This window comes from Pseudomonas sp. CGJS7, assembly GCF_036961695.1.
In genome coordinates, this window is the sequence record NZ_JBAMDI010000217.1 from 1 (window position 1) to 10668 (window position 10668).

Annotated in this window: 11 protein-coding genes; 4 read left to right on the plus strand and 7 right to left on the minus strand. The window is 67.6% G+C overall.

The window, feature by feature from the left end; all coding sequences use genetic code 11:
• Nucleotides 1–58: 58 nt before the first annotated feature.
• From V7787_RS50860 to V7787_RS50870, 3 genes are read right to left on the minus strand one after another with little or no spacing between them, the layout of a single operon-like run.
• Entirely contained in the window at nt 59–1213 is a 1155-nt protein-coding gene (locus V7787_RS50860; RefSeq protein ID WP_336095128.1) for a TIGR03364 family FAD-dependent oxidoreductase, read from the minus strand.
• Between the two features lie 18 nt (nt 1214–1231).
• Nucleotides 1232–2536 carry a DUF5690 family protein gene (locus tag V7787_RS50865; protein ID WP_336095129.1) on the minus strand — a complete coding sequence of 435 codons (1305 nt, stop codon included), beginning with the start codon at nt 2534–2536 and terminating at the stop codon, nt 1232–1234.
• Entirely contained in the window at nt 2533–3222 is a 690-nt protein-coding gene (locus tag V7787_RS50870) for an HAD family hydrolase (RefSeq protein WP_336095130.1), read from the minus strand. Before V7787_RS50870 ends, V7787_RS50865 begins: the two co-directional genes overlap by 4 nt.
• Nucleotides 3223–3423: 201 nt before the next feature.
• Here V7787_RS50870 and V7787_RS50875 point away from each other — a divergent pair, with 201 nt between their 5' ends.
• Nucleotides 3424–4317 carry a tetratricopeptide repeat protein gene (locus tag V7787_RS50875; RefSeq protein ID WP_336095131.1) on the plus strand — a complete coding sequence of 298 codons (894 nt, stop codon included), beginning with the start codon at nt 3424–3426 and terminating at the stop codon, nt 4315–4317.
• Between the two features lie 165 nt (nt 4318–4482).
• On the opposite strand, the gene V7787_RS50880 is transcribed toward V7787_RS50875, so the two are convergent.
• The 4 genes from V7787_RS50880 to purM are packed head-to-tail and all read right to left on the minus strand — an operon-like array spanning nt 4483 to nt 7189.
• Nucleotides 4483–4980 carry a hypothetical protein gene (locus V7787_RS50880; protein ID WP_336095132.1) on the minus strand — a complete coding sequence of 166 codons (498 nt, stop codon included), beginning with the start codon at nt 4978–4980 and terminating at the stop codon, nt 4483–4485.
• A 34-nt stretch (nt 4981–5014) separates the two neighbouring features.
• On the minus strand, nt 5015–5437 hold the full coding sequence (locus tag V7787_RS50885) for a hypothetical protein (RefSeq protein ID WP_336095133.1): 423 nt from the start codon (nt 5435–5437) through the stop codon (nt 5015–5017).
• A 37-nt stretch (nt 5438–5474) separates the two neighbouring features.
• Entirely contained in the window at nt 5475–6104 is a 630-nt protein-coding gene (locus tag V7787_RS50890; RefSeq protein WP_336095134.1) for a DUF2238 domain-containing protein, read from the minus strand.
• Nucleotides 6105–6124: 20 nt separating this feature from the next.
• A complete protein-coding gene (gene purM / locus V7787_RS50895) occupies nt 6125–7189 on the minus strand; it encodes a phosphoribosylformylglycinamidine cyclo-ligase (protein ID WP_336095135.1) in 1065 nt (354 codons plus the stop codon).
• A 456-nt stretch (nt 7190–7645) separates the two neighbouring features.
• On the opposite strand from purM, the gene V7787_RS50900 reads away from it, so the two are divergent.
• Genes V7787_RS50900 through hda form a run of 3 tightly spaced genes read left to right on the plus strand, consistent with a single transcriptional unit; the run spans nt 7646 to nt 10625 of the window.
• On the plus strand, nt 7646–8722 hold the full coding sequence (locus tag V7787_RS50900; RefSeq protein WP_336095136.1) for a DUF2066 domain-containing protein: 1077 nt from the start codon (nt 7646–7648) through the stop codon (nt 8720–8722).
• 2 nt (nt 8723–8724) lie between these two features.
• Nucleotides 8725–9903: an AI-2E family transporter gene (locus V7787_RS50905; RefSeq protein ID WP_336095137.1), complete on the plus strand. Its 1179-nt coding sequence runs from the start codon at nt 8725–8727 to the stop codon at nt 9901–9903.
• Nucleotides 9900–10625 carry a DnaA regulatory inactivator Hda gene (hda, locus tag V7787_RS50910; RefSeq protein WP_336095138.1) on the plus strand — a complete coding sequence of 242 codons (726 nt, stop codon included), beginning with the start codon at nt 9900–9902 and terminating at the stop codon, nt 10623–10625. The genes V7787_RS50905 and hda overlap by 4 nt, the downstream gene beginning before the upstream one ends.
• Nucleotides 10626–10668 lie beyond the last annotated feature (43 nt).

A 10668-nucleotide genomic window follows, 5' to 3' on the forward strand; every position in this document is an offset into this window, starting at 1 on the left:
TGGGGATTCACCCCACGCCTCCCCAGTTCCCCAACCCCGCCTCTCGGTCGCGGCTTGCTCAAGCCACCAACCGACCCGCCCCATAGCGCCCCTCGACGATCTCCTCGGCCAGCCCGAAGCTCAACGTCATCCCCAGGCCGCCACCGCCGACGGCGTTGACGATGGTCACGCCGGGCGCGGGTTCGGCGACGAACTCGCTGCTGCCGTCGGTGAGCTTGGGGTAGATGCCGTGCCAGGTCTGGACCACCCGCGGGTCGGGCAGGCGCAGGAAGCGGCTCAGGTAGTCCAGCACCTTGGCGTTGATGGCGTGTTCGTCGAACGGGTCGTGGGTGTGGGCATAGGCGTGCGAATCGCCGACGGTGATTTCGCCGCGGCCGTTCTGCGCCGCCATCACATGGATGCCCAGTTCGATCAGATCGCCGAACTGCTGTTGATAGCGCGCGCGCAGCGGCGCCACGTCGGCGGCCTGCTGGAAGCCGGCGTAGTGCACCAGCGACAAGCCGCCGCACAAGGCCGCGCCGAGGCGGAACCCGTCGGGCTGCGGCGCCAGCCGCAGCATCTGCAGCTTGCAGCGGGTCAGCGGCGCGGCGGCGTAGAGCTGCGGGTACAACTGTTCGAACTCCGGCCCGCTGCACACGAACACCCGGTCGGCCTCGAAGCGGCGGTTGCCCGAATGCACGCGACCGGTTTCCACCGCGGTCGCCGGCGTGCGCCAGTGGAACTGCACACCGTAGCGTTCGTGCAGATAGGCCGGAATCGCCGCGAGCGCCTGACGCGGGTCGACGATCATTTCGTCGCGGTTGAACAACGCGCCGCGCAGATCCTCGCCGACCATCGCCGGCGCTTTGGCCAGCGCCGCGTCGCGGTCGAGCAGGCTGCACGGGCGCAGCGAACGGTTGGCGGCGTGGTATTGCTCCAGCACGTCCCATTCGTCCTGGGCATAGGCCATGTGCAGCGAACCGCAGGGGTCGTGCCACAGCCCGGTGGCGTCGATTACCTCTTGCCAGATCGCGCGCGAACGCAGCGCGCGCTGGTATGCCTGGCCGTTGACCACGCCGATCGGCCAGATCATGCCGAAGTTGCGTACCGACGCGCCGACCGCGCGGTCGTAGCGTTCCAGCACGGTGACGCGGTGGCCGCGCACGGCGAGCGCGCGGGCGATGGCCAGGCCGACGATGCCGGCGCCGATAACGAGAGCGGATTCGGATTTCATGCGTATGCGGTTTCGAAGTCAGACAGGAGCCAGCGCCGGCGCGACGGCGCGGCGGGTGGCGCGATGATGGAAATACAGCGCCGACAGCAGCAGGCAGACGCCGCCGAGCGCGGCCAGCGCGATCACCGTGTGGGCGAAGAACTGGGTCCAGGACAACTGCAGGCCGGAGAATTCCTTGGTCAGCAACACCGCCACGCTGCCCAGGTAGCCGAACGCATCGGACAGATACATCAGAAAGCCGACGTTGCCGGCGACCCGGAAGGTCGCGATCAAGCGCTCGTAGAACACGCAGTTGAACGGCACATAGGCCAGATACAGACCGAAGCCGACCAAGGCCAGCCACCACAGCGGCGGCAGCGTGCCGGCCTGGAACGCCATCGTGCTGAGGCCGGCGACGGCCAGGCCGGCGAACATCAGCGCGTGCAGCGCCATCAGGCCGCGCAGGTTGTCGCGGAACCACGTCAGCCCCGCGGTCAACGCGAGAACAGCCAGGGCGACAGGGGTTTCGATCAACGCGAACACCCCCGCATTGCCGCCGTAACCCAGATCGTTGAACAACTCCGCCTCGAAGTTGTCGCGGAAATCGCGCACCACCGTCAGTGCGACGTAGCACAGGATCATCAGCGACAGGCCGGGCAGAAACCGGCGCACGAACGCGCGCCGCTCCTCGCGGTTCATCGGCAGGCGCTCGCTGCGTTCGCGCAGGTCGTCGGCGTCGGGTTCGGGCACGCGTTCGAGAAAGTGCAGCGCGATCAACAACGGCGGCAGAAACAGCAGGCCGGTCAAAAACGGCATCCAGAACTCGCTCACGCCCGACAGCAACAGCCACTTGCCCACGCTTTTGACGATGCCCGAGGCCATGATGAAGCTCGACGCCAGGATCGCGCCCATCGCCTCGGTGGTACGGCGTCCTTCCAGATAACTGAACACCAGGCCCCAGACCATGCCCAGCGGCAAGCCGTTGAGAAACAGGAACGGGATGTTCCAGGGCGCCGGAGTCAAAGCGAAACCCAGCAAGGCCAGCCAGGCCACGCCGATCAGCGTCAGCAACAAGCGCGCGCGGCGTTCGCGCCGCAGCCCGCCGATCACGCCGATGCCGATGAACTTGCTGCACATGTAGCCGAGGATCTGCGCGACCACCAGCCACACTTTGTAGTCGACCTCCCACCATTGCTGGCCGTGGAACGACGCGGCCGCGAACGGTTTGCGGAACGCGTACATGCAGGCGTAGGTGACCAGCGCCGCGCCGCCGGCGAGCAGGATCACCTGCCATTGGCGCATGCGTTCGCCGCGCGGGGTCAGCGCGCGCAGCATCGGGCTCATGCCGCGGCGCTGCGCGGATCGGTGGCGATGCCGAGCAGCGCCGGCAGTTCGAACAGCGAATCGATGATGCGGTCGGGCCGGTAGGGTTCCAGTTCGGCGCGCGAGAACGCGCCGGTGGTGATCGACACCACCAATCCGGCCTGGGCGCTGCGGCCTTCGCCGATATCGACTTCGGTGTCGCCGATCTTGACCAACTGCGCCGGGTCGTCGATCGAAAAGCGTTGCATCAGCGCGCGCGCCATGTGCGGTGCCGGCCGGCCTTCGGCGACTTCGTCGCTGGCGATCAGCGCGTCGATGCGCTCGGCCCAGCCCAGGCGTTCGACGATCGCGTCGGCGATGTCGCGCGAGAAACCGGTGTTGAGCGCGACCTTGATGCCGTTGGCGCGGAGCAGGGCGAAGGTCGATTCGGCGCCCGGCAGCGGCTCGATGCCCGGCCATTCGCGATAGCACACCAGCATGCGCTGGACGAAGTCCTGGTGGATCGCCTGCACCGTCGCCTCATCGGCGCGTTCGCCGAGCAGACGCGCGATCGCCAGCGGCTTGGGATAGCCCATCAGCGGCCGGCAGGCCTCGTGGTCGATGGGATGGCCGGCGGCGCTCATCGCGCCGACGAAAGCCTGGGCGACGAAACCCGGATCCGACACGGTGGTGCCGGCGATATCGAACAGGGCGAGGCGGTAAGTCATGGGAGCCGGAAGCGCTGAGGAACAGGCTTCCAGCTTGGGCGGCGAGCGCAACCCGGTGATGACAGGGCGGGGACAAGCGGGTGGACCTGTCTAGCCGGCGCGGGGCGGGTTCGGGGTTTAGGCGGCCGGGCGGACCTGTTCAGCCACCGGGCCGCGGGCTATCTTCGGTTCGCGATTCTGGCCGAGGTGGACGGTGACACGATGCGCTTGCTGATTTCTCTGGCGGTGTTAGCGGCGGTTGCCGCGTGCGCGGGATGCAACCGCGACCCGGGCGGCGCAGGCGCGGCGGCGAAGCCCGCTTCATCCAAACAATCGCCGGCACAGCCGCCATCGGCAACGCAGGCGCCGTCTTCGCCATCGCCGGTGGTGATCTTCCGCGGCGCCGACGGACGCGCGCTGACCCTGGACGACTTGCAAGGATTCAGCGGCAGCTTCTCCTACGAGATCGTCGGCAAATCCAACGTATCCGCCGAGGCCGAACTGCTGCACAAACAGGCCCGCGAAGCGGGCGTGGCCGGCGATGCGGCCAAGGCGATGGCCTTGTTCGATCAGGCGTCGAATCTGGCCCCGCAGTGGCCGTATCCGATCTACGACAAGGCTTTCACTTACTTGCTGATGTCGGACAACGACAACGCGCGCAGGTACTACGCCAAGGCCGTCGAACTGGCGCCGCGCGGATTCTTCACCGCGATCACCGCCTTGGATACGCTGGATCGCGAAGCGAAGGGCGAGTTGCCGCAGGGCACGTATCGAAGCTATCTGGCGCTGGAGTGGGCCTCCGATCAGACGGTGAAAGCGCAGGCCGCGATCCAACTGGCCAAGCGGGCGCCCGGATTCGCGCCGGCATGGAAGGAACTTGCGATGCTGGCCGATTCCGATCCGGACAAACTGACCGCCATCGAGAAGGGACTGGCCGCGAATCCGGATGCCGAGACCAAGGGCATTTTGCTGATCAACAAAGCGCTGATCGCCGATCGCGGCGGCGACCGGGCCGGCGCGATCCAGTTGCTGGGCGAACTCGCGCTCGACCCGGCTTCGACTTACGCCACCGAGCATCTGGCCAAGGCGACGTTGGCGACTATGGCCAAGCAGTAAGTCGCGCGGCCGGCCTTGTGCAGGCCAGGCTAGCGGTGGTCCTCATTGGGCGTCTGGCGGGAATGGTCCGGGAGGCGCGGATGCGGGATTGGGCTGGAACCGTCGCGGTTGCGATGTCTTTCGGCGTGGTCGAGACGATGCGCTCGACGAGTCCATGACGGGGGTTTACCAGACGATCTTGAAGTACCAATGGCCGTCGGCGCGGGCATAGCCCTGCCGCCAATCGTTGGCGTCCTTCGAGCGTTGGAAATCGTCGAGACTGTCGTGCAGTGGACGCGGCGGGGTCTGTCGCCATACCGCCAGCACGCGCCAGCCTCGATTGGCCATGCCACTGGAGTCCAACAGCACTGCGAATTCGTCACTCTCGGCACTGAAGGCGCGCGGCACGCCGATTTGTTTCATCAAAGCGCGGTAAGCATCGGCGCGGCCATTGGAAAGCCCAATGCTCTCCGCGCTGCGGTCATTTCGCCGCTCGCCTTTTTCGAACTCTTCGCCGTAGTCGAAGATGTCGCTGATTCCATCCTCCCGCATCATCTTCCGCAGCGTTTCGTAGCTCTGCCGCTCGGTTTGGAATCGAGCCATCAGCGCTTGCTGTTTGGGCGGCGGCGAGAAACAGCCGGCAAGGCCGAGCAGCGCCAGCCACAACAGCGCCGTTCGACGCATGCTTCTCACCGCCATGCCGGCGGGCTAACCACGCTCAACGCGGCGCGTCGAACGACGCCTTCACCGAAGGCCGCTCCAGCACGATGAACGTGAACACGCCCAGCACCGTGCCCAGCGGGACCGAAAGGCAGGTCAAGGCGGCGATGATCTGGCAGAACATCATGCCGCGGCGTTGGCGCAGCCGTCGCGCGGCCATGAAGTGCAGTACCGCGCCGAGCAGGCTGGTCGCGGCGATGAAGACGAAGACGCCGATGATGAAGGCCTGCGGCGGGGGTGAGCCCGAACGCTGCACCTGCGGGGCGTTGAGCAGCCCGATCATGATCGGGCCCAGGACCAGGACCATCGCGATCGACAGTGCGTTCAATCCGGCGAACACGTAATAGACGATGCTCAGGATTTGCAGATGCGAGGCATCTTGCGCGGCGGTATCGACGGTAGCGGGTGCGGTTTGCGACATGCGCGATGCTCCTGATAACGGGCGTTGCCGGTCATGCCTAACGCGAGGCGCGATCGCGTCCGCGCGGCCACGCCGCCAACGACCCCAGTGTGGCAAGAAACATATCGGTGTGCGCGTCCCAGATATCGCCCTGCTGGCCGTTGTAGGACTCCGCGTCCTCCGGCGACATGGTCAGCGCGATCGCCCACTCGATCCATTCGTAGATCAGGCTGGTGCACATGATCGCCGCGACCGCCAGCGCGAACGCCTGGCGCGCGCTCAGCGCCGGCCAGCGTTGGCGGAAGTACTCGCGCACCGCCGGGGCGAAGCAGACGCCGTAGAGGAAATGGATCAGCCGGTCGAAGTGGTTGCGCTCGAACCCCAGCGCCCGGTCCAGCGACCAGCCGCCGCTGAGCCATTGGATCCAGCGGTCGTACGGCACATACGAGTACAGCCAGCGCGCGGCGATGCAGTGCGCGGTCATGAACACGCAGATCGCGATGAAGTGGCCGTCGCGCAGCGGCCAGCGGCGGTCGTGCCGCCACAGCCAGATCAGCCCGATCACGGTCAGCACGCTGTGCATGCCTTGCTCGTACGGGCTTTTCGGGGCGATCCAGGTGATGGCGAAGACCGCCAGCACCAGCGCCAATGCGATCTTCTTGTTTTGTGGGTGCCCGATCGCGCTCATGCGTCCCTGCATTGCTCGACTCACCCGATGTGGACGCGCTCGCCTTCGCTATGGCCGACCACTTCGCCGATGCGCCAGTGGGCCAGGCCCAGGCGCTTGAGGTCGGCTTCGGTCGCGGCGACCGCTTCGTCGGGCACCACCAGCACGAAGCCGATGCCGCAGTTGAAGGTGCGCCACATTTCCTCGCGCGGCACCGCGCCTTCGCGCTGCAGCCAGTCGAACACCGGCGGCAGGGTCCAGGTGGCGGTGCGGATGTCCAGGCCCAGGCCCTGCGGGATCACCCGGATGATGTTTTCGGTCAGGCCGCCGCCGGTGATGTGGGCCATGGCGTGGATGCGGTGCTCGCCGTTGTTGGCGCGCAGCAGTTCCAGGATCGGCTTGACGTACAGCGCGGTCGGCTCCATCAGCGCATCGATCAGACGCACGCCGCCGACGGCGACGTCGCCCGGGCGGCCGGCGCGGTCGAAGATCCGGCGGATCAGCGAGTAACCGTTGGAGTGCGGGCCGCTGGAGGCGATGCCGATCAGCACGTCGCCCTTGTTCACGCGGGAGCCGTCGAGAATCTGCGACTTCTCCACCGCGCCGACGGTGAAGCCGGCCAGGTCGTACTCGCCCGGCGGGTACATGTCGGGCATTTCCGCGGTTTCGCCGCCGATCAGCGCGCAGCCGGCCAGTTCGCAGCCGCGGGCGATGCCGCCGACCACCGACACGGTGGTGTCCACGTCGAGCTTGCCGGTGGCGAAGTAATCCAGGAAGAACAGCGGCTCGGCGCCTTGCACCAGCACGTCGTTGACGCACATGCCGACCAGGTCGATGCCGATGGTGTCGTGGCGGTTGAGTTCTTGCGCCAGCTTGAGCTTGGTGCCGACGCCGTCGGTGCCGGACACCAGCACCGGCTCGCGGTACTTGCCCGACAGATCGAACAGCGCGCCGAAGCCGCCCAGCCCGCCCATGACTTCGGGACGGAAGCTGCGCTTGACCAAGGGCTTGATGCGTTCGACCACCTCGTTGCCGGCGTCGATGTCGACCCCGGCGTCGCGGTAGGTCAGCGGCTTGGGGGAGGTGTCGGAAGGAGATGCGGTCACGGCGGCCCCGGCGGTCGCGGAAGGAAACCCGGGATTTTAGCAGGCGGGGGCGGGTCAGAAGTGACGGGGGGAGGGGACTCGGTCGCGGTGAAGCAAATCCCCCGGCGCGTTGGCGCTGTCTGATACCCACTGCGCAGGCGCCAGCCCCCTTTTTCAAAGGGGGCGACATTTAATGCTGACCATCCTCGGCACAAACATCCACCTCACCGCCTCGCCTTTGCTGTTCCCCCCTTTGAAAAAGGGGGGCAGGGGGGATTTGCTCTTAGCCTCACCCACCCCGTTCATCTCCCGAATGGACGTTCAGCCTCCACTCCGGCACCATTTCGAACCTTGAATGTCGTCGCCGACCCCAGGTCCGCGGTCCGGCGTTCGGGCCGGGTTCGCGGCCCGCCATGCGGGCCGGACGCCCGCTCCTCTGCGGTATGGATAGAGATAGGGATAGCGATGGGCTTGTCGATGAGTAAGGCACTACGGGGCTGGGCGATCGCAGCGATGCTGCTGGCCAGCTTCGCCGCGAGCGCGCAGCGCGTGGAAGGCGACCGCGCCCAGGCCGACGGCGCCTACTCGGCCGAAGTGCCGGTCGGCGGCCAGAGCGAGAGCGAGCGCAACGGCGCGATGGCGCGGGCGCTGGCCCAGGTGCTCGGCAAGATGTCCGGCGACCGCTCCGCAGCCAGCCGCCCCGGCGTCGGCCAGGAACTGCGCCGGGCCAAGGACTACGCGACCGGTTACGACTACCGCCAGGACGAAGGCGTCTCCCAGACCACCGGCGCGCCGACCTTCCAGACCACCCTGGTCGTCAGCTTCGATCAGGAGAAGGTCGACAACCTGGCCTCGACCCTGGGCTTGCCGATCTGGCCGCAGCCGCGGCCCAAGCCGGTGCTGTGGCTGGCGATCGACGACGGCAGCGGTCCGCGCCTGGTCGGTCTGGCCCAGGCCAATGCGGCCCGCGCGGCGCTCAATCGGGCGATCGAACGCGGCTACAAACTCGGCCTGCCGACCGGCAGCGCCGCCGAGCAGGCCAGCGTCGGCGCGATCTGGCGCGGCGACGCCGCCGCGGTGGCCCGCGCTTCGGCGCGCTACAGCCCGCCGATGCAGTTGATCGGCAAGCTGTACCGGGTCAAGACCGGCGGCTGGAAGGGCGAGTGGAGCTTCGTCGACGGCGGCAAGGTGTTGAACAGTTGGGTCGCCACCGACGCGGACGCGCGCAAGGTCATGGCCGGCGGCGCCGACGGCGCCGCCGATGCGCTGATGAAGCGCTACGCCAAGCGCAGCGTGGCCGGTCCGCCGGGCACCTACCGGGTGGTGTTCACCGGCGTGCGCAGTTCCGACGATTACATCCGCCTGGCCGGCTACCTGCAGGGCCTGGCGGTGATCCGCAAGATCACTCCGGTGCGCGTGGCCCCGGACAGCATGGAGTTCGACTTGGAACTATTGTCCGGCCTGCCCGGCCTCAAGCGCATGGCCGACGCCGGCGACACCCTGGTGGGTCTGGAAGGCCTGGAAGGCCAGCCGCCCGTGTACCAGTTGCACTGACCATGGATCGCACCCCTCTGGAAGACATCGCCCTGTTCCTGCGCCGCCTGCAATGGACGGCGCTCGGCGTGGGCGCGTGCTGGCTGCTGTGGGTTCTGGCCCCGGTGCTGACGCCGTTCGTGGTCGCCGCGATGCTGGGCTGGCTGGGCGACCCGCTGGTCGACCGGCTCGAGCGCACCGGCCGTTCGCGCAACACCGCGGTGATCCTGGTGTTCACCCTGATGGCGCTGCTGGTGGTGCTGGTGCTGCTGATCCTGGTGCCGCTGATCGAGCGCCAGATCACCACCTTGATCGTGTCGCTGCCGAGCTACCGCGACTGGTTCACCGGCACCGCGATCCCGTGGCTGGAGCAGCGCACCGGTTTCCAGATCAGCGTCTGGCTGGATCTGAATCACCTGATCGAACTGATCCGCAGCAACTGGGAACGCGCCGGCGGCGTGGCCACCACCTTGCTGGGCTATCTGTCGCGTTCGGGGTTCGCGGTGATGGCGATGGTCGCCAACATCGCGCTGTTGCCGGTGCTGACCTTCTTCTTCCTGCGCGACTGGGACTTGCTGGTCGACCGGGTCGCCTCGCTGATCCCGCGCGATCATCTGGCCACCGCCAGCCGTCTGGCCAAGGCCTCCAGCGACGTGCTCGGCGCGTTCCTGCGCGGCCAGTTCCTGGTGATGATCACCCTGGGCGTGATGTACGGCATCGGCCTGTGGGCGGTCGGCCTGGACCTGGGCATCCTGATCGGCATCGTCGCCGGCCTGCTGACGTTCGTGCCTTACCTCGGCCCGGCCAGCGGCATCATCCTCGGCGTGATCGCCGCGCTGGTGCAGTACGGCGACTGGAAATACGTCGCCGGCGTGCTGGCGGTGTTCGGCGTCGGTCAGGTGGTGGAGAGCTACTGGCTCACGCCCAAGCTGGTCGGCGACCGCATCGGCCTGCATCCGGTGGCGGTGATCTTCGCGGTATTGGCTGGCGGCACCTTGTTCGGCTTCCTCGGCATGCTGCTGGCCTTGCCGGTGGCGGCGGTGGCCAACGTGCTGCTGCGTTATGCGCAGGAGCGCTATACCCACAGCCGCCTGTACGCCGGCGATCACCCGACCATCCTGCTCGATCCGGCGACCGTGCCGATCGCGCCGAAGGCCGACGATTCCAACGGCAACGGCGGTACGGAGCGCGTGACCGAGTGAGCGTTCCGCAGTTGCCGCTGGCCCTGCGTTATTCGCCGGACCAGCGTTTGGACACCTATGTCGATGCGCCCGACGGCGCGATCGCGCAGTTGCGCGCATTGGCCACCCAGAGTCACGAGACCGCTGGCTATGTCGACCCGACCGGCGCCGACTGGGTGTATCTCGCCGGCCCCGCCGGCGTCGGCAAGACCCATCTGCTGCTCGGCGCCTGCGCGGCCGCCGAAGCCGCCGGGCGTCGCGCCGCTTACCTGCCGCTGGCCGCGGCCGCCGGGCGGCTGCGCGAGGCCTTGTTCGCGCTGGAAGGCAACGACTTGCTGGCGCTGGACGGCATCGAAGCCATCGCCGGTAACCGCGACGATGAGATCGCGCTGTTCGACACCCATAACCGCGCGCGTCAGGCTGGTATCGCCTTGATCTACGCGGCGCGGCTGAACCCGGACGAATTGCCGCTGAGCTTGCCCGACCTGCGTTCGCGCCTGTCGCAGTGCACGCGGATCGTGCTGACCCCGCTGGACGACGACGGCCGCGGCCAGGTGCTGCGCCAACGCGCGCAGCGGCGCGGCCTGGCCTTGGAAGAAGCGGCGCTGGAGTGGCTGCTCAAGCGGGTCGACCGCGACCTCGGCGGCTTGACCGCCTTGCTCGACAAACTCGACCGCGCCTCGCTCGCCGCGCAGCGGCGGATCACCGTGCCGTTTTTGCGGCAGACGCTGGGCGCCGAGTAAATCCGCTTCGCCGCGACCGCTCGCGAAAACCGGTTTACTCCCT

Excerpts from the sequence above, each read along its gene's own strand:
- V7787_RS50860 (WP_336095128.1), bottom strand. The coding sequence starts at position 1,213 with ATGAAATCCGAATCCGCTCTCGTTATCGGCGCCGGCATCGTCGGCCTG.
- V7787_RS50865 (WP_336095129.1), bottom strand. The coding sequence starts at position 2,536 with ATGAGCCCGATGCTGCGCGCGCTGACCCCGCGCGGCGAACGCATGCGC.
- V7787_RS50870 (WP_336095130.1), bottom strand. The coding sequence starts at position 3,222 with ATGACTTACCGCCTCGCCCTGTTCGATATCGCCGGCACCACCGTGTCG.
- V7787_RS50875 (WP_336095131.1), top strand. The coding sequence starts at position 3,424 with ATGCGCTTGCTGATTTCTCTGGCGGTGTTAGCGGCGGTTGCCGCGTGC.
- V7787_RS50880 (WP_336095132.1), bottom strand. The coding sequence starts at position 4,980 with ATGCGTCGAACGGCGCTGTTGTGGCTGGCGCTGCTCGGCCTTGCCGGC.
- V7787_RS50885 (WP_336095133.1), bottom strand. The coding sequence starts at position 5,437 with ATGTCGCAAACCGCACCCGCTACCGTCGATACCGCCGCGCAAGATGCC.
- V7787_RS50890 (WP_336095134.1), bottom strand. The coding sequence starts at position 6,104 with ATGAGCGCGATCGGGCACCCACAAAACAAGAAGATCGCATTGGCGCTG.
- V7787_RS50900 (WP_336095136.1), top strand. The coding sequence starts at position 7,646 with ATGAGTAAGGCACTACGGGGCTGGGCGATCGCAGCGATGCTGCTGGCC.
- V7787_RS50905 (WP_336095137.1), top strand. The coding sequence starts at position 8,725 with ATGGATCGCACCCCTCTGGAAGACATCGCCCTGTTCCTGCGCCGCCTG.